Source organism: Bradyrhizobium sp. USDA 4538, from assembly GCF_024171045.1.
In the GTDB taxonomy this organism is placed as follows: domain Bacteria; phylum Pseudomonadota; class Alphaproteobacteria; order Rhizobiales; family Xanthobacteraceae; genus Bradyrhizobium; species Bradyrhizobium australafricanum.
This window is the reverse complement of sequence record NZ_JALJZE010000001.1, coordinates 7,205,838-7,225,468: the sequence shown is the minus strand read 5'-3', so window position 1 is coordinate 7,225,468 and position 19,631 is coordinate 7,205,838. Positions and strand designations below refer to the sequence as shown.

The 19,631-nt window shown below is 63.1% G+C and carries 31 protein-coding genes; all 31 read right to left on the bottom strand.

The annotated features are described in order from the left end of the window. Positions 1-3 precede the first annotated feature (3 nt). Positions 4-420: a 50S ribosomal protein L17 gene (gene rplQ / locus J2R78_RS33015; protein ID WP_016843769.1), complete on the bottom strand. Its 417-nt coding sequence runs from the start codon at positions 418-420 to the stop codon at positions 4-6. A 162-nt stretch (positions 421-582) separates the two neighbouring features. Further along, positions 583-1,614: a DNA-directed RNA polymerase subunit alpha gene (locus J2R78_RS33010; protein ID WP_035631062.1), complete on the bottom strand. Its 1,032-nt coding sequence runs from the start codon at positions 1,612-1,614 to the stop codon at positions 583-585. Between the two features lie 119 nt (positions 1,615-1,733). After that, positions 1,734-2,123, bottom strand: a complete 390-nt coding sequence (rpsK, locus tag J2R78_RS33005) for a 30S ribosomal protein S11 (protein ID WP_006021048.1) — start codon at positions 2,121-2,123, stop codon at positions 1,734-1,736. Between the two features lie 114 nt (positions 2,124-2,237). Then, positions 2,238-2,606, bottom strand: coding sequence for a 30S ribosomal protein S13 (rpsM, locus tag J2R78_RS33000; RefSeq protein WP_057019544.1), 369 nt, complete (start codon positions 2,604-2,606; stop codon positions 2,238-2,240). Between the two features lie 189 nt (positions 2,607-2,795). After that, positions 2,796-3,668, bottom strand: coding sequence for an adenylate kinase (locus J2R78_RS32995; RefSeq protein WP_253608217.1), 873 nt, complete (start codon positions 3,666-3,668; stop codon positions 2,796-2,798). Positions 3,669-3,739: 71 nt separating this feature from the next. Further along, positions 3,740-5,074 (bottom strand): preprotein translocase subunit SecY, encoded by a 1,335-nt coding sequence (secY, locus tag J2R78_RS32990; RefSeq protein WP_057019546.1) that lies wholly within the window; start codon positions 5,072-5,074, stop codon positions 3,740-3,742. 156 nt (positions 5,075-5,230) lie between these two features. Then, entirely contained in the window at positions 5,231-5,716 is a 486-nt protein-coding gene (gene rplO, locus J2R78_RS32985; RefSeq protein ID WP_092082428.1) for a 50S ribosomal protein L15, read from the bottom strand. A 21-nt stretch (positions 5,717-5,737) separates the two neighbouring features. After that, the gene (gene rpmD / locus J2R78_RS32980; protein ID WP_028335461.1) at positions 5,738-5,929 is read right to left on the bottom strand and encodes a 50S ribosomal protein L30; all 192 of its coding nucleotides are present in this window, start codon (positions 5,927-5,929) and stop codon (positions 5,738-5,740) included. A gap of 39 nt (positions 5,930-5,968) precedes the next feature. After that, positions 5,969-6,544 carry a 30S ribosomal protein S5 gene (rpsE, locus tag J2R78_RS32975; protein WP_016843761.1) on the bottom strand — a complete coding sequence of 192 codons (576 nt, stop codon included), beginning with the start codon at positions 6,542-6,544 and terminating at the stop codon, positions 5,969-5,971. 58 nt (positions 6,545-6,602) lie between these two features. Beyond that, positions 6,603-6,962: a 50S ribosomal protein L18 gene (rplR, locus tag J2R78_RS32970; protein ID WP_016843760.1), complete on the bottom strand. Its 360-nt coding sequence runs from the start codon at positions 6,960-6,962 to the stop codon at positions 6,603-6,605. A gap of 11 nt (positions 6,963-6,973) precedes the next feature. Further along, complete coding sequence (rplF, locus tag J2R78_RS32965; RefSeq protein WP_028339311.1) at positions 6,974-7,507, bottom strand: 50S ribosomal protein L6; 534 nt, start codon at positions 7,505-7,507, stop codon at positions 6,974-6,976. A gap of 14 nt (positions 7,508-7,521) precedes the next feature. After that, the gene (rpsH, locus tag J2R78_RS32960) at positions 7,522-7,920 is read right to left on the bottom strand and encodes a 30S ribosomal protein S8 (RefSeq protein ID WP_024578580.1); all 399 of its coding nucleotides are present in this window, start codon (positions 7,918-7,920) and stop codon (positions 7,522-7,524) included. 14 nt (positions 7,921-7,934) lie between these two features. Continuing rightward, positions 7,935-8,240 carry a 30S ribosomal protein S14 gene (gene rpsN, locus J2R78_RS32955; protein ID WP_253608216.1) on the bottom strand — a complete coding sequence of 102 codons (306 nt, stop codon included), beginning with the start codon at positions 8,238-8,240 and terminating at the stop codon, positions 7,935-7,937. A 46-nt stretch (positions 8,241-8,286) separates the two neighbouring features. Beyond that, positions 8,287-8,844, bottom strand: a complete 558-nt coding sequence (rplE, locus tag J2R78_RS32950; RefSeq protein ID WP_016843756.1) for a 50S ribosomal protein L5 — start codon at positions 8,842-8,844, stop codon at positions 8,287-8,289. Next, positions 8,837-9,151 carry a 50S ribosomal protein L24 gene (rplX, locus tag J2R78_RS32945; protein WP_016843755.1) on the bottom strand — a complete coding sequence of 105 codons (315 nt, stop codon included), beginning with the start codon at positions 9,149-9,151 and terminating at the stop codon, positions 8,837-8,839. The genes rplE and rplX overlap by 8 nt, the downstream gene beginning before the upstream one ends. Next, entirely contained in the window at positions 9,151-9,519 is a 369-nt protein-coding gene (rplN, locus tag J2R78_RS32940) for a 50S ribosomal protein L14 (RefSeq protein WP_011473865.1), read from the bottom strand. The genes rplX and rplN overlap by 1 nt, the downstream gene beginning before the upstream one ends. A gap of 75 nt (positions 9,520-9,594) precedes the next feature. Continuing rightward, complete coding sequence (gene rpsQ, locus J2R78_RS32935; protein WP_016843754.1) at positions 9,595-9,843, bottom strand: 30S ribosomal protein S17; 249 nt, start codon at positions 9,841-9,843, stop codon at positions 9,595-9,597. A gap of 10 nt (positions 9,844-9,853) precedes the next feature. Beyond that, a complete protein-coding gene (gene rpmC, locus J2R78_RS32930) occupies positions 9,854-10,060 on the bottom strand; it encodes a 50S ribosomal protein L29 (RefSeq protein WP_016843753.1) in 207 nt (68 codons plus the stop codon). A 5-nt stretch (positions 10,061-10,065) separates the two neighbouring features. Next, on the bottom strand, positions 10,066-10,479 hold the full coding sequence (gene rplP / locus J2R78_RS32925; protein WP_016843752.1) for a 50S ribosomal protein L16: 414 nt from the start codon (positions 10,477-10,479) through the stop codon (positions 10,066-10,068). A gap of 30 nt (positions 10,480-10,509) precedes the next feature. Next, positions 10,510-11,211, bottom strand: coding sequence for a 30S ribosomal protein S3 (gene rpsC / locus J2R78_RS32920; RefSeq protein ID WP_016843751.1), 702 nt, complete (start codon positions 11,209-11,211; stop codon positions 10,510-10,512). 20 nt (positions 11,212-11,231) lie between these two features. Beyond that, the gene (rplV, locus tag J2R78_RS32915) at positions 11,232-11,618 is read right to left on the bottom strand and encodes a 50S ribosomal protein L22 (RefSeq protein ID WP_016843750.1); all 387 of its coding nucleotides are present in this window, start codon (positions 11,616-11,618) and stop codon (positions 11,232-11,234) included. A gap of 10 nt (positions 11,619-11,628) precedes the next feature. Next, positions 11,629-11,907, bottom strand: a complete 279-nt coding sequence (gene rpsS, locus J2R78_RS32910; protein ID WP_028335459.1) for a 30S ribosomal protein S19 — start codon at positions 11,905-11,907, stop codon at positions 11,629-11,631. Positions 11,908-11,919: 12 nt separating this feature from the next. Beyond that, the gene (rplB, locus tag J2R78_RS32905; protein WP_021081655.1) at positions 11,920-12,753 is read right to left on the bottom strand and encodes a 50S ribosomal protein L2; all 834 of its coding nucleotides are present in this window, start codon (positions 12,751-12,753) and stop codon (positions 11,920-11,922) included. Positions 12,754-12,765: 12 nt separating this feature from the next. Further along, a complete protein-coding gene (locus J2R78_RS32900; protein WP_028339313.1) occupies positions 12,766-13,065 on the bottom strand; it encodes a 50S ribosomal protein L23 in 300 nt (99 codons plus the stop codon). After that, on the bottom strand, positions 13,062-13,682 hold the full coding sequence (gene rplD / locus J2R78_RS32895; protein WP_016843745.1) for a 50S ribosomal protein L4: 621 nt from the start codon (positions 13,680-13,682) through the stop codon (positions 13,062-13,064). The genes J2R78_RS32900 and rplD overlap by 4 nt, the downstream gene beginning before the upstream one ends. Position 13,683: 1 nt before the next feature. Then, positions 13,684-14,403, bottom strand: coding sequence for a 50S ribosomal protein L3 (rplC, locus tag J2R78_RS32890; protein ID WP_253608215.1), 720 nt, complete (start codon positions 14,401-14,403; stop codon positions 13,684-13,686). Between the two features lie 54 nt (positions 14,404-14,457). After that, positions 14,458-14,766 carry a 30S ribosomal protein S10 gene (rpsJ, locus tag J2R78_RS32885; RefSeq protein WP_002712302.1) on the bottom strand — a complete coding sequence of 103 codons (309 nt, stop codon included), beginning with the start codon at positions 14,764-14,766 and terminating at the stop codon, positions 14,458-14,460. A gap of 86 nt (positions 14,767-14,852) precedes the next feature. Next, positions 14,853-16,043, bottom strand: a complete 1,191-nt coding sequence (gene tuf, locus J2R78_RS32880) for an elongation factor Tu (RefSeq protein WP_018272140.1) — start codon at positions 16,041-16,043, stop codon at positions 14,853-14,855. A gap of 39 nt (positions 16,044-16,082) precedes the next feature. After that, on the bottom strand, positions 16,083-18,155 hold the full coding sequence (gene fusA / locus J2R78_RS32875) for an elongation factor G (RefSeq protein ID WP_092082422.1): 2,073 nt from the start codon (positions 18,153-18,155) through the stop codon (positions 16,083-16,085). Positions 18,156-18,185: 30 nt separating this feature from the next. Continuing rightward, on the bottom strand, positions 18,186-18,656 hold the full coding sequence (gene rpsG / locus J2R78_RS32870; RefSeq protein ID WP_016843741.1) for a 30S ribosomal protein S7: 471 nt from the start codon (positions 18,654-18,656) through the stop codon (positions 18,186-18,188). 15 nt (positions 18,657-18,671) lie between these two features. Next, positions 18,672-19,043, bottom strand: coding sequence for a 30S ribosomal protein S12 (gene rpsL, locus J2R78_RS32865; RefSeq protein ID WP_006611834.1), 372 nt, complete (start codon positions 19,041-19,043; stop codon positions 18,672-18,674). Positions 19,044-19,631: the final 588 nt, after the last annotated feature.

Sequence of the window (19,631 nt, the reverse complement as noted above, 5' to 3'; positions counted from 1 at the left end):
GGCTTACGCCGCCTCGGCTTCCTTGTCCTGCGCCGGACCGGAGTCCTGGCCCTTGGCGTCGACGTCGCGGTCGACGAACTCGATCACGGCCATCGCCGCGTTGTCGCCGTAGCGGAAGCCGGCCTTGATGATGCGGGTGTAGCCGCCCTGGCGGTCCTTGTAGCGGGTCGCCAGCGTGTCGAACAGCTTCTTGACCTGGTCGACGTCGCGCAGCTCCGAGATCGCCTGACGGCGCAGGGCAAGGCCGCCCTTCTTGCCGAGGGTGACGAGCTTCTCGACGATCGGCCGCAGCTCCTTGGCCTTCGGCAGCGTGGTGACGATCTGCTCGTGCTTGATCAGCGCGGCCGCCATGTTGGCGAACATCGCACGCCGGTGTTCGGCGGTGCGGTTGAGCTTCCGATGAACCTTGCCGTGACGCATTGACTTCTTCCTTCTTCAATTCTGCCGCGGTGGTTCAGCGACAAGTTTTGCAGGTGGGCATCCTGCGTTCGCCCGGACGTCATTCCGGGGCGACTCGCAGAGCCGAACCCGGAATCTCGAGATTCCGGATCGCCGCTTCGCGACGTCCGGAATGACCAAAGCTTAGTAGTGATCCTCGAAGCGCTTGGCGAGCTCGTCGATGTTCTCCGGCGGCCAGCCCGGCACTTCCATGCCGAGGTGCAGACCCATCTGGGCCAGCACTTCCTTGATTTCGTTCAGCGACTTGCGGCCGAAGTTCGGAGTACGGAGCATTTCCGCTTCCGACTTCTGCACGAGGTCGCCGATGTAGACGATGTTGTCGTTCTTCAGGCAGTTTGCCGAACGCACCGACAGCTCGAGCTCGTCGACCTTCTTGAGGAACGCCGGGTTGAACGCGAGATCGGGGATGATCTCCTGCGTGACTTCCTTGCGCGGCTCTTCGAAGTTGACGAACACGTTGAGCTGATCCTGCAGGATGCGCGCGGCGTAGGCCACCGCGTCCTCCGGCGTGATCGCGCCGTTGGTCTCGATCGTCATGGTCAGCTTGTCGTAGTCGAGGATCTGGCCCTCGCGGGTGTTCTCGACCTTGTAGGAGACCTTGCGGACCGGCGAGAACAAGCTGTCGACCGGGATCAGGCCGATCGGAGCATCCTCGGGACGGTTGCGCTCGGCGGCGACATAGCCCTTGCCGGTCGTGACCGTGAACTCCATGCGGATCTCGGCGCCGTCGTCCAGCGTGCAGAGCTGCAGGTCGGGGTTGAGCACCGTGACATCGCCGACGGTCTGGATATCGCCGGCGGTGACGGCGCCCGGGCCCTGCTTCTTCACGACCATGCGCTTCGGGCCTTCGCCCTGCATCTTGATCGAGATGTCCTTGATGTTGAGGACGATGTCGGTGACGTCTTCACGGACACCGGCGATCGAGGAGAACTCGTGCAACACGCCGTCGATATGCACCGACTGCACCGCCGCGCCCTGCAGCGAGGACAACAGGATGCGGCGCAGCGCGTTGCCGAGCGTCTGGCCGAAGCCACGCTCGAGCGGTTCGGCGACCACGGTGGCGAACCGGCTCGCGTCCGAGCCCGGCGTCACCTGCAGCTTGTTCGGTCGAATGAGTTCTTGCCAATTTTTCTGGATCGTCACTGTTTCACCCATTTGCCGGTCACAGGGCCAAATCGAATGGCCGAACCCGGCGTTGGAGATCGCGGATCAGTCCGCGCGGTCAATTCCAAAAACCATCGCAGGGCGGCCAGAGGCCGCCCACGACTTACAGATCAAACGCGCCGACGCTTGCGCGGACGGCAGCCATTGTGCGGGATGGTGGTCACGTCGCGGATCGAGGTGACGGTGAAGCCCGCAGCCTGCAGCGCACGGAGCGCCGACTCACGGCCCGAACCCGGGCCGGCCACTTCAACCTCCAGCGTGCGCATGCCGTGTTCCTGCGCCTTCTTGGAGACGTCTTCCGCCGCGACCTGCGCGGCATAGGGGGTCGACTTGCGCGAGCCCTTGAAGCCCATGGTGCCGGCCGACGACCAGGCAATGGTGTTGCCCTGCGCGTCGGTGATGGTGATGGTCGTGTTGTTGAACGACGAATTCACGTGCGCGATGCCGGAGGCGATGTTCTTGCGTTCGCGGCGGCGTACGCGGGTGGCTTCCTTGCCCATTTCAAACCTTTCCTGTGATCTCGACGCCGCCGTAGTGCCAGCGGCTACACCTCAAAACGCAAATGGCGAGTAGCGAATTTCCATTCGCTACTCCCCACCTGCAATTCGCAAAACTTACTTCTTCTTGCCGGCGATCGCCTTGGCCGGCCCCTTGCGCGTGCGCGCATTGGTGTGGGTGCGCTGGCCGCGCACCGGCAGACCGCGGCGATGACGCAGGCCGCGGTAGCAGCCGAGGTCCATCAGCCGCTTGATGTTGATGCCGACCTCACGACGGAGGTCGCCCTCGACCAGATAGTCGCGGTCGATCACTTCGCGGATCTGCAGGACTTCCTGGTCGGTCAACTGGTTGACGCGACGGTCCAGCGGGATCTTGACCTTCTCGATGATGTCGGCCGCGTTCTTCTGGCCGATGCCATGGATGTACTGAAGCGCGATCAGGACGCGCTTGTTGGTAGGAATGTTGACGCCGGCAATACGGGCCACGGACTTCTCTCCTGTCGCCGATCCATCACGGATACGGGCTTCTCAAGTGCTTGCTCTCTCGGGCTTGTGTCCACAAACGCGAACACGACGCCCTCCCCTCATGTCCTTCGGGGCCCGGCATCGTCATCAAACTATCCAACTTGGATGCGGGGCTTATTAAAGGATTCATGTCGGTTTCGTCAACCGCTCCTAGCGTTTAGCTCGCTTTTTCGTGAGCTTTTTTGCCGCCTTTTTGGCGGTCTTTGCTCCCTTGCGGGCTTTCGCGGCGCGGGCGGCCTTCTTTACCGCCTTCTTCGCGGCTTTCTTCACGGTTTTCTTGGCCGCTTTGGCCTTGGAGGGCGCCTTGGCAGCCTTCCGGGCCGATTTAGCGGCCTTTTGGGCTGGTTTAGCTGCCTTCTTGCTGGCCTTCATGGCCGCCTTGGCGGCCTTTTTAGCCGTCTTGGGGACGCGATCCTCGTGTTCCCTGGGTTCCAGCGCGCCGAGCGCGGTCAGGATCCGGTTGATCTCGCGGGTGACGTGCTCGATGGTCATCATGCCATCGACCGTCAGGAGCTTCCGCCGCTCCGAATAATAGTGAATCAGCGGCTCCGTCAGCGAACGGTACTGCGCCAGGCGCTTGGTCAGCACTTCCGGCGTGTCGTCGAGGCGGACTTCCTCGCCGCGCGTGCGGGTTTCCTCGGCACGCTTCTCAACGCGGGCGAGCAGCGCGCTCTCGTTGACGCGGAGCTCAACCACCGCGTCGAGCTTGAGGTGCTTTTTCCGGAGCAGATCGTCGAGCGCCTCGGCCTGCGGCACAGTGCGCGGGAAGCCGTCGAGAATGAACCCCTTCTTGGCATCGGGCTCCTCGATCCGGTCGGCGATGATTCCCACCACGACCTCGTCTGGAACCAGGCCGCCATTGGCCATGATCTCCTTGGCCTGTAGGCCGACCGGCGTGCCCGCGGCGACCGCAGCGCGCAGCATCTCACCGGTCGAGAGCTGGACGATGCCGTGCTTGTGCACCAGCCGCTGCGCCTGGGTTCCCTTGCCCGAGCCCGGCGGCCCCAAAAGGATCAATCTCATATCTGTTTCGCCCCCCGGCTAGGTGGGCGACGTCCGCACACCTGTGTTTTGAGTTCGAAGCCAAGCCGCGATCAGCGGCGGCGGCCTCCCCTGAGCTTCGACTTCCTGATCAACCCCTCATACTGATGAGCGAGCAGATAGCCCTGCACCTGCGACACCGTATCCATCGTCACGCTGACGACGATCAACAGCGAGGTGCCGCCAAAGTAGAACGGGACCGATGCGTAGGAAATCAGAATTTCAGGAATCAGGCAGACGATCGCGAGATAGACCGCGCCGAGCACCGTGATGCGCGACAGCACATAGTCGATGTACTCGGCGGTGCGCTCGCCGGGCCGGATGCCCGGGATGAAGCCGCCATGCTTCTTCAGGTTGTCCGCAGTCTCGGTCGGATTGAACACGATCGCGGTGTAGAAGAACGCGAAGAACACGATCAGCGCGAGATACATGAACAGGAACAGCGGCCGGCCGTGGCTGAGCTGGGTCGTGATCCACTGGAACCATTCCGGTCCCTTGCCGGCGTTGAAGTTCGCGACCGTGGTCGGCAGCAGCAGCAGCGACGAGGCGAAGATCGGCGGAATCACGCCCGAGGTGTTGAGCTTGAGCGGCAGATGCGAGGACTGGCCCTCGAACATCTTGTTGCCGACCTGGCGCTTCGGATACTGGATCAAAAGCCGGCGCTGCGCGCGCTCCATGAACACGATGAAGGCGATCACGGCGACCGCCATCACGATGACGATCAGGATCAGGCCGGTCGACATCGCGCCCTGGCGGCCCAGTTCCAGCATGTTGGCGAGCGCCGACGGCAGCTCGGCGACGATGCCGGACAGGATGATCAGCGAGATACCGTTGCCGATGCCGCGCGAGGTGATCTGCTCGCCGAGCCACATCAGGAACATGGTGCCGCCGGTCAGCGTGATCGCGGTCGAGATCCGGAAGAACATGCCGGGGTCGCTGACGACATTACCGGCGCCTTCGAGGCCGATCGCGATGCCATAGGACTGGAACAGCGCCAGGATCACGGTCAGATAGCGGGTGTACTGGTTCAGCGTCTTGCGGCCCGCCTCGCCTTCCTTCTTGAGCGCCTCGAGCTGCGGCGACACGGTGGTCAGCAGCTGCACGATGATCGATGCCGAGATGTACGGCATGATGTTGAGCGCGAAGATCGCCATGCGGTGGATGCCGCCGCCGGCGAACATGTTGAACATGCCGAGGATGCCGCCGGACTGGCTGCGGAACACCTGCTCCCAGATGTTGGGATCGATGCCGGGCAGCGGGATGTAGGTGCCGAGCCGATAAACAAGCAGCGCACCCAGGGTGAACCAGATGCGCTTCTTCAGCTCGTCGGCTTTCGCCAGCTGTCCGAAATTGAGGTTGGCGGCAAGTTGTTCGGCTGCTGAGACCATGTTTCGGCTTTCTCCCGGAGCCCCATTCGCCGGCGCCCCCAAAGAGATCAATTCCCTGGGCGCCGGCAGACACCGGACATTATCTGGTGCTCGGCCTCGATAAGTCCATCATTCGATCTGCGGATTGCCCGCGCGTCGCGGGCAATGACGCAGATGTTACGCCGCCTCGCCTTCTTCCTTGGCGGGGGCCAGGATCTTGACCGAGCCGCCGGCCTTCTCGACCGCGGCAATGGCCGACTTGGAAGCGCCGTGCACCTCGATGGTCAGCTTGGTCTTGATCTCGCCGCGGCCGAGCAGCCGCAGGCCGTCCTTGGCGCGGCGCAGCACGCCGGCCTTGACCAGCGATTCGGCGTTCACCGTCGCGCTCGCATCGACCAGCTTGTTGTCGATCGCTTCCTGCAGACGGTCGAGATTGATCTCGGCGAAGTCGAGCCGGAAGATGTTGTTGAAGCCGCGCTTCGGCAGACGGCGATGCATCGGCATCTGGCCGCCTTCGAAACCCTTGATGCGGACGCCCGAACGCGCGGTCTGGCCCTTGCCGCCGCGACCCGAGGTCTTGCCCTTGCCGGAACCGATGCCACGGCCGACACGCATGCGCTTCTTGCGCGAGCCGGCGTTGTCGGCGATATCGCTGAGCTTCATCGCCCTTCTCCTTATCTCTGCTTACTCGCCGACGACGCGGACGAGATGCTGAACCTTGCTGATCATGCCGCGAACTTCAGGGGTATCCTGCAGCTCGGCAACCCGGCCGATCTTGTTGAGCTTGAGGCCGATCAGCGTCGAACGCTGCGAGTGATGGCGGCGGATTGCGCTGCCGATCTGCTCGACCTTGATGGTCTTGCTGGCCTTGGCCATGACAGTAACTCCGAATAGCGCTTCGAGAAGCGCGCGTTGTTATTCCGCCACCACTTCGGCGTCGCCGCCGACGCGGCGCGACTGCAGGGTGGAGACCTTGATGTTGCGGCGTGCCGCCACCGAGCGCGGCGAGTCCTGATGCTTCAGCGCGTCGAACGTCGCGCGAACCATGTTGTAGGGATTCGACGAGCCGATCGACTTCGCCACCACGTCCTGGATGCCGAGCGTCTCGAACACCGCGCGCATCGGGCCGCCGGCGATGATGCCGGTACCGGCCGGAGCGGCACGCAGGTAGACGCGGCCGGCGCCGTGACGGCCGGCGATGTCGTGATGCAGCGTGCGGCCTTCGCGAAGCGCGACGCGCGTCAGGTTGCGCTTCGCCGATTCGGTCGCCTTGCGGATCGCTTCCGGAACTTCGCGCGCCTTGCCGTGGCCGAAACCGACCCGGCCCTTCTGGTCGCCGATCACGACCAGCGCCGCAAAGCCGAAGCGCTTGCCGCCCTTGACGACCTTCGCCACGCGATTGATGTGGACGAGCTTGTCGACGAACTCGCTGTCGCGCTCCTCGCGCTCCCTGCTCCGTTCGCGTCCGCCGCGTTCGCGTTCACCTGCCATGGTGTTTTCCAATCTGTAGGAGGCCTTGCGCCTCTTTCCTCGTCATCGTTCGTAAAGTTTAGAAGCTCAATCCGCCTTCGCGCGCCGCATCCGCGAGCGCCTTGACGCGCCCGTGATAGATGTAGGCGCCGCGATCGAACACGACTTCCTTGACACCCTTCTGCGCCGCGCGCTCGGCGAGCAGCTTGCCGACCGCCTTTGCCGCATCGATGTCGGCGCCGGTCTTGCCGGCGTCGCGCATGGTCTTCTCCAGCGACGAGGCGGAAGCGAGCGTCTCGCCCTTCTGGTCGTCGATGACCTGGGCGTAGATGTGCTTGGACGAGCGGAACACCGACAGCCGCGGACGGCCGCCTGCCGAGCGGCGAAGCGCAAGGCGCACGCGCTGCTTGCGCCGGGCATTCGTAACCTTGAGTGACATGACCGGCTCCGTTACTTCTTCTTGCCTTCCTTGCGGAAGATGAATTCGTTGGCGTACTTCACGCCCTTGCCCTTGTAGGGCTCCGGCGGACGGTAGGCGCGGATCTCGGCGGCGACCTGGCCGACGCGCTGCGGATCGTTGCCGGTGATCGTGATCTCGGTCGGCTTCGGCACCGCGATGGTGATGCCTTCCGGGATCGCGTACACCACGTCGTGGCTGTAGCCGAGCGCGAGCTGCAGGTTCTTGCCCTGCATCGCGGCGCGGTAGCCGACGCCGGTGATCTCGAGCTTCTTCTCGAAGCCCTTGGTGACGCCCTCGACGAGGTTGGCGACCTGCGCGCGCGCGGTGCCGTACATCGCCTGCGCGCGGTTGGTCTTGATCCGCGGAGCGACCTTGACCTGGCCGTTCTCGAACTTCACCTCGACGTCGTCATGCACGACGAACTGAAGCTGGCCCTTCGGCCCCTTCACCTTGACGGTCTGGCCCTCGACGGTCGCCGTCACACCCGACGGGATCGCCACCGGCCTTTTGCCGATACGTGACATCGTAAAATCCTTCCTCAGAACACCGTGAAGAGAACTTCGCCGCCCACGTTGGCGTCGCGCGCCTGGTGGTCAGCCATGATTCCCTTCGGCGTCGACAACACCGAAATGCCGAGACCGTTGTTCACGCGCGGCAGGTTCTTCACCGAGGCGTAAACGCGGCGGCCCGGCTTCGACACCCGCTCGATCTCGCGGATGACGGGCTCGCCGTCGAAATACTTCAGTTCGATCTCGAGCTCGCTGCGGCCCGAGGCATGCTCGACGCTGGCGTAGCCGCGGATGTAACCCTCGGACTTCAGCACCTCGAGCACGTTGGCGCGCATCTTCGAGCCGGGGGTCGAGACCTTGGACTTGGAGCGCATCTGCGCGTTGCGGATGCGGGTGATGAGATCGCTGATCGGATCGTGCGTAGACATGGTTCCGACCCTCCTTACCAGCTCGACTTCACTAGGCCGGGAACCAGGCCCTTGGAGCCGAGTTCACGCAGCGCGATGCGCGAGAGCTTGTTCTTGCGATAGTTCGAGCGCGGGCGCCCGGTCAGCTCGCAACGGTTGCGGATGCGCGTCGGCGACGAGTTGCGCGGCATCTCGGCGAGCTTCAGCGTCGCGGCGAAGCGCTCTTCCATCGGCTTGGTCTTGTCGGCGATGATCGCCTTCAGCTTCGCGCGCTGCGGAGCAGCGTTCTTCGCCATCCGCTTGCGCCGGTTGTTCTTCTCGACTGAACTCTTCTTTGCCATGCTTGGCTCCTGGGTATCCGCGTTTGAGTGGCTTTGGTTCAGCTACTCACTGCCGGAACGGGAAATTGAAAGCGGTCAACAAGGCGCGCGCCTCGTCGTCGGTCTTGGCGGTGGTGCAGACCGTGATGTCCATGCCACGCGCTTCCGAGACCTTGTCGAAGTCGATCTCGGGGAAAATGATGTGCTCCTTGATGCCGAGCGAATAGTTGCCGCGGCCGTCGAAGCTCTTCGGGTTCAGGCCGCGGAAGTCACGGACGCGGGGCAGCGCCACGTTCACCAGGCGGTCGATGAACTCGTACATGTGGGTCTTGCGCAGCGTGACCTTGCAGCCGATCGGCTGGTTCTCACGCAGCTTGAAGGTCGCGATCGCGATCCGCGAATAGGTCACGATCGCCTTCTGGCCGGCGATCTGGGTCAGCTCGGCAGCGGCGGTCTCGGCCTTCTTGCGGTCGTTGACCGAATCGCCGACGCCCATGTTGAGCACGACCTTGTCGAGGCGCGGCACCTGCATCACGTTGGCATAACCGAACTTCTCGGTCATCATGCCGCGGATCTTCTTGTCATACTCCGCGCGCAGACGCGGCGTGTAAGCTGTATCAGCCATCGATCTCTGCTCCCGAGCTCTTGGCAACACGAACCTTCTTGCCATCGGCCTGAATCTTGAACCCGATGCGGGTCGGCTTTCCGTCCTTGCCGACATACGCAATGTTCGAAAGGTCGATCGGCATCTCCTTGGAGATGATGCCGCCTTCCTGGGTCTGGGTCTGCTTCTGGTGACGCTTCACCATGTTGATGCCGCGAACGAGCGCCTTGTTCTCGTCCGGACGCACCTCGAACACCTCGCCGGTGCGACCCTTGTCGCGGCCGGTGAGCACCATCACCTTGTCGCCCTTGCGGATCTTGGCAGCCATCACAGCACCTCCGGCGCGAGCGAAATGATCTTCATGTGGTTCTTGGCGCGCAGCTCGCGCGGCACCGGCCCGAAGATACGGGTGCCGACCGGCTCGGACTGATTGTTGATCAGCACGGCGGCGTTGCGGTCGAAGCGGATGACCGAACCGTCGGCGCGGCGGATGTCCTTGCGGACCCGGACCACGACGGCCTTCATCACGTCGCCCTTCTTCACCTTGCCACGCGGAATGGCTTCCTTGATCGACACAACGATAACGTCGCCCACGGTGGCATAGCGGCGCTTGGAACCTCCAAGAACCTTGATGCACATGACACGGCGTGCGCCTGAATTATCGGCCACGTCGAGGTTGGTCTGCATCTGAATCATTGATGCACCTCGTCCTCTTTCTGCGCTTTAGCGCGCTCAAAATTTCCCTGAATTTCCTCGGCCAAGCCGAAGTAATCAGGCCGTTTTCTTGTGTTCGCCCCGGACCACGGTCCAGCGCTTCAGCTTCGAGATCGGCTTCGATTCCTCGATCCAGACCATGTCGCCCGGCTTGAACTGGTTGTTCTCGTCGTGCGCGTGGTAGTTCTTGGAACGGCGGATCGTCTTCTTGTAGATCGGGTGGGTGAAGCGGCGATCGACGCGCACCACGATGGTCTTGGCTTGCTTGTCGCTGACGACCACGCCCTGCAGAGTACGTTTCGGCATAGCTGGCCCCTTACTTCTTCTTCGCGCGCTGCTGGGCAGCGATGGTCTTGATACGAGCGATATCGCGGCGGGCTTCCCGCATCCGCGAGGTGTTCTCCAGCTGCCCGGTGGCGCGCTGGAAACGCAGGTTGAAGCGTTCCTTCTTCAGATTCAGGATCGCGTCTTCCCGCTGGTCGTCGCTCATCGCGCGAATGTCTTCAACTTTCATCTCGGCCATGGCGATTACTCCGCAATGCGCGCAACGAAGCGCGTCTTGATCGGCAGCTTGGCGGCGGCGAGCGACAGCGCTTCCTTCGCGGTCTGCACCGGCACGCCGTCGATCTCGAACATCACGCGGCCCGGCTTGATCCGGACCACCCACAATTCCGGGGCACCCTTGCCGGAGCCCATGCGGACTTCGGCGGGCTTCTTCGACACCGGCACGTCCGGGAACACGCGGATCCAGACGCGGCCGGCGCGCTTCATGTGACGGGTCAGCGCGCGGCGGGCGGCTTCGATCTGACGGGCGGTGACGCGCTCAGGCTCCATCGCCTTCAGGCCGAACTGGCCGAACGCCAACGTCGCGCCAGAGGTCGCAACGCCGTGGATACGGCCCTTATGCGCCTTCCGGAACTTCGTTTTCTTAGGTTGCATCATGGCTTTAAGCCCTCAAATTCCTGCTTTGCCTCAAGCGGCGTCGCGGCGCGAACGCGGCGTGCTGTCGCCTTCGGCCATCTTCTTGTCCTGGGCCATCGGATCGTGCTCGAGGATCTCGCCCTTGAAGATCCAGACCTTGACGCCGCAGGTGCCGAAGGTCGTGAACGCGGTGGCAACGCCGTAGTCGACGTCGGCGCGCAGCGTGTGCAGCGGCACGCGACCTTCGCGGTACCACTCCATGCGCGCGATTTCGGCGCCGCCGAGACGGCCCGAGCAGTTGATGCGGATGCCACCGGCACCGAGACGCATCGCCGACTGCACGGCGCGCTTCATGGCGCGGCGGAACGCGACGCGGCGCTCGAGCTGCTGGGCGATCGATTCAGCGACCAGGGTCGCGTCGAGCTCCGGCTTGCGGATTTCGACGATGTTGATCACGACGTCCGACGAGGTGATGTCGGCAACCTTCTTGCGCAGCTTGTCGATGTCGGCGCCCTTCTTGCCGATCACGACGCCCGGACGGGCCGAATGGATCGTCACGCGGCACTTCTTGTGCGGGCGCTCGATCACGATGCGGGCGACGGCCGCCTGCTTGAGCTCCTTGTGCAGGATCTCGCGGATCTTGACGTCCTCGTGCAGCAGCTTGCCGTATTCCTGCTTGCCGGCGAACCAACGGGAGTCCCAGGTCCGGTTGATGCCGAGACGCAGCCCGATTGGATTGATCTTTTGACCCATCGTCTTCTCCTGCGCCCTTCTTAGGCGCTTGCCTCGGCCTCGACCTGACGAACCACGATGGTCAGGTGCGAGAACGGTTTGAACACACGGCCCGAACGGCCACGGCCGCGCGGAGCAAAACGCTTCATCACGATGCCATTGCCGACATGCGCCTCGGCGACGACGAGATCGTCAACCTCAAGGTCATGGTTGTTCTCGGCGTTCGCGATCGCCGATTCCAGGCACTTCTTGACATCGACCGCGATCCGCTTACGCGAGAACTGCAGGTCGGCGAGCGCAGCGGACGCCTTGCGGCCGCGGATCAGCTGCGCCACCAGGTTGAGCTTCTGCGGGCTGACGCGCAGCATGCGGGCGACGGCCTTAGCCTCATTGTCCGCGAGGCTACGTTCGCGCTTTGGTTTGCTCATCGGTTAATCCTCAAGCCTTCTTGGCTTTCTTGTCGCCCGAATGGCCGTGGAAGGTCCGGGTCGGCGAGAACTCGCCGAACTTGTGACCCACCATTTCCTCGTTGATTGCCACCGGCACGTGCTTGTGGCCGTTATAGACGCCGAACGTCAGGCCGACGAACTGCGGCAGGATGGTCGAGCGGCGGCTCCAGATCTTGATGACGTCGTGACGGCCGGACGAGCGCGCGGCATCTGCCTTCTTGAGCAGAGAACCCTCGACGAACGGGCCTTTCCAGACTGAACGAACCATGTCCGGCGTTCCTTACTTCTTCCGCTTGTGGCGGCTGAGGAGAATGAATTTGTTGGTCGACTTGTTGGTGCGGGTCTTCTTGCCCTTGGTCGGTTTGCCCCACGGAGTAACCGGGTGGCGACCGCCCGAGGTACGACCTTCACCACCGCCGTGCGGGTGATCGATCGGGTTCATGACAACGCCGCGGTTGTGCGGACGCCAGCCGAGCCAGCGGGTACGACCGGCCTTGCCGATCGAGATGTTCATGTGATCCGGGTTGGAGACCGCGCCGATCGTGCCGCGGCAACGGCCGTGCACCAGACGCTGCTCGCCCGAGTTCAGGCGGACGATCACGTAGTCCTGGTCGCGGCCGACGATCTGGGCGTAGGTGCCGGCGGAGCGCGCCAGCTGACCGCCCTTGCCGATCTTCAGCTCGATGTTGTGCACGATCGTGCCGACCGGCATGTTGCCGAGCGGCATGACGTTGCCCGGCTTGACGTCGACATAGTTGCCGGCGACGACGGTGTCGCCCGCCGCCAGACGCTGCGGCGCCAGGATGTAGGCCAGCTCACCGTCCTGATACTTGATCAGCGCGATGAACGCGGTGCGGTTCGGATCATACTCGAGCCGCTCCACGACCGCCGGCATGTCCACCTTGTCGCGGCGGAAGTCGACGGTGCGGTAGGCCTTCTTGTGGCCGCCGCCGCGGAAACGCACGGTGATGCGACCGGTGTTGTTGCGACCGCCGTTGCCGAGCTTGCCCTCGGTCAGGGTCTTCACCGGCTTGCCCTTGTAGAGCGCCGAACGATCGACCATGACCAGCTGGCGCTGGCCCGGCGTCGTGGGATTGTAGGTTTTCAATGCCATCGTCGTTGCGCCTTATAGTCCGGTAGTCACGTCGATGCGGTGGCCCTCTTCCAGGGTCACGATCGCGCGCTTGGTGTCCGACTGCGAGCCGAGATTGCCGCGGAACACCTTGGTCTTGCCCTTGCGAACGAGAGTGTTGACGCTCTTCACCTTGACGTCGAACAGCTTCTCGACCGCTTCCTTGATCTGCGGCTTGGTCGCCTTGCCGGCGACCTTGAACATCACCTTGTTGTGCTCGGAGGCGAGCGTCGCCTTTTCCGTCACGACGGGAGAGATGATGACGTCGTAGTGGCGCGGATCGATGTTCTTCATTTGAAGCGCGCCTCCAGCGCATCAACCGCAGCCTTGGTCAGCACCAGCTTCTGGCGGCGGAGAATGTCGTAGACGTTGATGCCCTGGATCGGCAGCACGTCGATGTTCGGAATGTTCCGGGCCGCGGTCGCGAAACCGGCGTTCAGCTCGGCGCCGTCGATGATCAGCGCGTTGGTCAGTCCGAGGCCGGAGAAGTGGCCGAGCAGCGCCTTGGTCTTGGCGGCCTCGAGCTGCGCATTGTCGATCACGATCAGCCCGCCGTCCTTGGCCTTGGCCGAGAGCGCATGCTTGAGCGCGAGCGCGCGCACCTTCTTCGGAAGGTCGGTCGCATGGGAGCGAACGACCGGACCGAACGCACGGCCACCGCCGCGGAACTGCGGCACGCGGGCCGAGCCGTGACGGGCGCCGCCGGTGCCCTTCTGCTTGTACATCTTCTTGCCGGTGCGCCAGATCTCGGCGCGGCCCTTGGCCTTGTGGGTGCCGGCCTGACGCTTGTTCAGCTGCCACTGCACGCAGCGCTGGATGATGTCGGCGCGCGGCTCGAGACCGAAGATCGCGTCCGAGAGCTCGACGGATCCGGCGTCCTTGCCTTCAAGGGTCGTGACTTTCAATTCCATCTCACACGCCCTCCTGCTCGGCCACAGCCTCGGCAGCTTCGCCACCTGCAACCTTGAACTTGCCGGGCTTCGGGGCGTCCTTCGGCAGCGGCTTCTTGACCGCGTCGCGCACCGAGATCCAGCCGCCCTTGGAGCCGGGAACGGCGCCTTCGACGAGGATCAGGCCGCGCTCGACGTCGGTCGAAACCACGCGCAGATTGAGCGTGGTGATGCGGTCGACGCCCATGTGACCGGGCATCTTCTTGTTCTTGAAGGTCTTGCCGGGGTCCTGACGGCCACCGGTCGAACCGATCGAACGGTGCGAGATCGACACACCGTGGGTGGCGCGCAGACCGCCGAAATTCCAGCGCTTCATGCCGCCGGCGAAGCCCTTACCGATCGAGGTACCGGTCACGTCGACGAACTGGCCGACCACGAAATGGTCCGCCTGGATTTCCGCGCCGACCGGGATCAGCGCATCCTCGGACACGCGGAACTCGGCGACCTTGCGCTTCGGCTCGACCTTGGAGACCGCGAACTGGCCACGTTCGGCCTTGGGCATGTACACGGTCTTGCGGGCGCCCGAGCCGAGCTGAAGAGCGACATAGCCGTTCTTCTCGGTCGTGCGGTGGCCCAGCACCTGGCAGTTGCCCAACTTCAGCACGGTCACAGGGATATGCTCGCCGGTCTCCGTAAAGACCCGCGTCATCCCGACCTTTTGTGCGATCACTCCGGAGCGCATCGGCGTGCTTCCTGTCTTTCTGTCCGCAAGCGGCGGACGTAAAAATCCAAAACCTTAGAGCTTGATCTCGACGTCGACACCGGCGGCCAAGTCGAGCTTCATCAGCGCATCGACGGTCTGCGGGGTCGGGTCGACAATGTCGAGGAGGCGCTTGTGGGTGCGCATCTCGAATTGCTCGCGGCTCTTCTTGTCAACGTGCGGCGAACGGTTGACGGTGAACTTCTCGATGCGGGTCGGCAGCGGAATCGGTCCGCGAACCTGCGCACCGGTGCGCTTCGCCGTGTTCACGATCTCGCGGGTCGACGTATCGAGGATTCGATGGTCGAACGCCTTGAGACGGATGCGAATATTTTGGCCGTTCATTGCCGTATTCTTTCTTTAGTGAGTGGCGAGTAGCGAATAGCGAATGGAGTGACCCACTCGCTACTCGCCATTCCCTATTCGCGTAGTTACTCGATGATCGCGGCGACGACGCCGGCGCCGACGGTGCGGCCGCCTTCGCGGATCGCGAAGCGCAGCTTCTCTTCCATCGCGATCGGCACGATCAGGTGCACTTCCATCGCGATGTTGTCACCCGGCATCACCATCTCGGTGCCTTCCGGCAGGTGCACGACACCGGTCACGTCGGTGGTGCGGAAGTAGAACTGCGGACGGTAGTTGGTGAAGAACGGGGTGTGGCGACCGCCCTCTTCCTTGGTGAGGATGTAAGCCTCAGCCTTGAACTTGGTGTGCGGCTTGACCGAACCGGGCTTGCACAGCACCTGGCCACGCTCGACTTCCTCGCGCTTGGTGCCGCGGAGCAGTGCACCGATGTTGTCGCCGGCCTGGCCCTGATCGAGCAGCTTGCGGAACATTTCGACGCCGGTGACGATGGTCTTCTGGGTGTCGCGGATACCGACGATTTCGATCTCCTCGCCGACCTTGATCACGCCGCGCTCGACACGGCCGGTGACGACGGTGCCGCGGCCCGAGATCGAGAACACGTCTTCAACCGGCATCAGGAACGGCTGGTCGATCGGACGCTCCGGCTGCGGGATGTACTCGTCGACATTGCGCATCAGCTCGAGGATGGCGTCGTGGCCGAGCTTCTTGTCCTTGTCTTCGAGGGCGGCGAGCGCCGAGCCCTTGATGATCGGGATCTTGTCGCCCGGGAATTCGTACTTCGAGAGCAGCTCGCGGACTTCGAGCTCGACGAGCTCGAGCAGCTCCGGATCGTCGACCATGTCGCACTTGTTGAGGAACACGACGAGCGCGGGCACGCCGACCTGGCGGGCGAGCAGGATGTGCTCGCGGGTCTGCGGCATCGGGCCGTCAGCAGCCGACACGACCAGGATCGCGCCGTCCATCTGGGCGGCACCGGTGATCATGTTCTTCACGTAGTCGGCGTGGCCGGGGCAGTCGACGTGGGCGTAGTGGCGGTTGGTCGTCTCGTACTCGACGTGAGCGGTCGAGATCGTGATGCCGCGGGCCTTCTCTTCCGGCGCCTTGTCGATCTGGTCGTAGGCGGTGAACGTCGCGCCGCCGGTTTCTGCGAGCACCTTGGTGATCGCTGCGGTCAGCGAGGTCTTGCCATGGTCGACGTGACCGATGGTGCCGATGTTGCAGTGGGGCTTGTTACGTTCGAATTTAGCTTTGGCCATTTGACTCTCCGTTCAATCGTTGACTGCCATCAACGACAATCAGGCAAACTTCTTCTGGACTTCAGCCGACACGTTCGCCGGAGCTTCGGCGTAGTGATCGAACTGCATGGTGAAGGTCGCGCGACCCTGGCTCATCGAGCGCAGGTTGTTCACGTAACCGAACATGTTCATGAGCGGCACCATCGCGTTGATGACGTTGGCGTTGCCGCGCATGTCTTGGCCCTGGATCTGGCCACGCCGGGAATTCAGGTCGCCGATGACCGAACCGGTGTAGTCTTCCGGGGTCACCACCTCGACCTTCATGATCGGCTCGAGCAGAACGGACTTGCCCTTCGTCAACGCTTCGCGGAACGCAGCCCGCGATGCGATTTCGAACGCCAGTGCCGACGAGTCGACGTCGTGATACTTGCCGTCGACCAGCTGCACCTTGACGTCCACGACCGGGAAGCCGGCAACGACACCGGAGCCCATCACGCTGTTGAGGCCCTTTTCGACGCCGGGGATGTATTCCTTCGGCACCGCACCGCCGACGATCTTCGACTCGAACTCATAGCCCTTGCCGGGCTCGTTCGGCTCGACGACGATCGACACTTCGGCGAACTGACCGGTACCGCCGGTCTGCTTCTTGTGGGTGTACTTGACTTCGGCCTTCTTGGTCACGCGTTCGCGGAACGCCACCTGCGGCGCGCCGATGTTGGCGTCGACCTTGTAGGTGCGCTTGAGAATGTCGACCTTGATGTCGAGATGCAGTTCGCCCATACCCTTGAGAATGGTCTGGCCGGACTCCTGGTCGGTCGACACGCGGAACGACGGATCTTCCGCGGCGAGCTTGGCAAGCGCCACGCCGAGCTTTTCCTGGTCGGCCTTCGACTTCGGCTCGATCGCGATCTCGATCACCGGCTCCGGGAATTCCATCTTCTCGAGGATCACCGGCTTGTCGGGATCGCACAGCGTGTCACCGGTGCGCGCTTCCTTCAGGCCGGCCAGCGCGACGATGTCGCCGGCATAGGCTTCCTTGATGTCTTCGCGGTTGTTCGCATGCATCAGCAGCATGCGGCCGATACGCTCTTTCTTCTCGCGGGTCGAGTTCACCACGCCGGTGCCCGACTGCAGGATGCCGGAGTAGATGCGGCAGAAGGTGATGGTGCCGACGAACGGGTCGTCCATGATCTTGAACGCGAGCAGCGCCAGCGGCTCCTTGTCGTCCGCCTTGCGCACGACTTCGTTGCCGTCATCGTCGGTACCCTTGATCGCGGGCACGTCGATCGGCGACGGCAGATAGTCGACGACGGCGTCGAGCAGCGGCTGCACGCCCTTGTTCTTGAACGCGGAGCCGCACAGCACCGGATAGAACGCGCCGGTCAGCACGGCCTTGCGGATCAGGCGCTTCAGGGTCGCCTCGTCCGGCTCCTTGCCGTCGAGGAAGGCAGCCAAAGCGTCGTCGTCGAGCTCGACGGCGGCTTCCACCATCTTCTCGCGATACTCCTTGGCCTGCTCGACCAGATCTTCCGGAATGTCGACATAGTCGAACTTGGCGCCGAGCGATTCATCGTTCCAGATGACGCCCTTCATCTTCACGAGGTCGACGAGACCCTTGAAGTTGTTCTCGGCACCGATCGGCAGCTGGATCGCGATCGGCTTGGCGCCGAGGCGGTCGACGATGTCGGACAGGCACTTGAAGAAGTCGGCGCCGGTCTTGTCCATCTTGTTGGCGAAGACGATGCGCGGAACCTTGTACTTGTCGCCCTGGCGCCAGACGGTCTCGGTCTGCGGCTCGACGCCCTGGTTGGAGTCGAGGACGCAAACGGCGCCGTCGAGCACGCGCAGCGAACGCTCGACCTCGATGGTGAAGTCGACGTGGCCGGGGGTGTCGATGATGTTCAGGCGCTTGCCGTTCCAGAACGCGGTGGTCGCAGCCGAGGTGATCGTGATGCCACGCTCCTGCTCCTGCTCCATCCAGTCCATCGTCGCGGCACCCTCGTGCACTTCGCCGATCTTGTGGCTCTTGCCGGTGTAATACAGGATGCGTTCGGTGGTCGTGGTCTTGCCGGCGTCGATATGCGCCATGATACCGAAGTTGCGGTAGTCCTCGATGGCATGTTGGCGGGGCATGAGACTGTTCCTTAAATTCCGTTGTTCGCCTTACCAGCGATAGTGCGAGAACGCGCGGTTGGCTTCCGCCATCCGGTGCACGTCTTCCCGCTTCTTGACGGCGTTGCCGCGATTGTTCGAGGCGTCGAGCAGCTCAGCCGAGAGACGCTCCGTCATGGTCTTCTCGTTGCGCTCGCGAGCGGCCGAGATCAGCCAGCGGATGCCGAGCGCCTGACGGCGCACCGAACGGACTTCGACCGGAACCTGGTAGGTCGCGCCGCCGACGCGGCGGGAACGAACCTCGATGGTCGGCATCACGTTCTCGAGCGCCTGCTCGAACACGCCGAGCGGGTTCTGCTTGGTCTTGGCCTCGATCATGCCGAGCGCACCGTAGACGATGTTTTCGGCAACCGACTTCTTCCCGGCGTACATCACCGAGTTCATGAACTTCGTAATGATGATGTTCCCGAACTTCGGATCCGGAAGAACTTCACGCTTCTCGGCAGAATGGCGACGCGACATCTGATCGGTTCCCGCTTACTTCGGACGCTTCGCGCCGTACTTCGAACGACGCTGCTTACGGTTCTTGACGCCCTGGGTATCCAGCACGCCGCGGAGGATGTGGTAGCGCACACCGGGCAAGTCCTTGACGCGGCCGCCGCGGATCATGACCACCGAGTGCTCCTGCAGGTTATGGCCCTCACCCGGGATGTAGCCGATCACCTCGAAGCCGTTGGTCAGGCGCACCTTGGCGACCTTACGAAGCGCCGAGTTCGGCTTCTTCGGGGTCGTGGTGTAGACGCGCGTGCACACGCCGCGCTTCTGCGGCGACTGCTGCAGCGCCGGCACCTTCTTACGCGACTTCTGCACTTCACGCGGATTTGCGATCAGCTGGTTGATCGTCGGCATGCAGCCTTCACCCTTTAGTTCGCGCGAAAACCTTGAATGGCTCCGCAAATTTCTTCTCAGGACTAGCCGTCCCGCACGGCCCGCTCGACACGGAACAAACAACCGCGCAAAGCGAAATCGCGCCAACCACTCATCGCTGAGCGGAAAGCGCATCGACGCCACAGAGGACCGCGATCCCGAACCGTTCAGCGTTCGCTGTTCGGTCCGCCACCGAGGTCATGCATCCGAATTCACTCTCAAGAGGACGTGCTCAAGAGAACTAATATCGTCCTGGCATTGCCTAGCTATCATCGACAGCGTTTGAGCGGCATTCGTCGAGGTTGGTGCCCGTCCGGCTCCTCAAAAAGGACCTTCGGGTGTTCCGTTCCGACGCTGGCGTAGCTCACCGCCTGTCGTTAAGTGGGCGCCTTGTATAATCGAGAGATAGTGAAGTCAAGCAAAACGACAAGCGAAGAAACGCCTCTGGCACTTGCGGATTTCGCATTTCACCGAGGTTCGGCGCAAGGCGAAATGTGACGGCCGACCGACCTCCCCGCGCACTTCATCCGAATCTTCGGACGCGTGCGGAATCATATTACATCCGGGTAA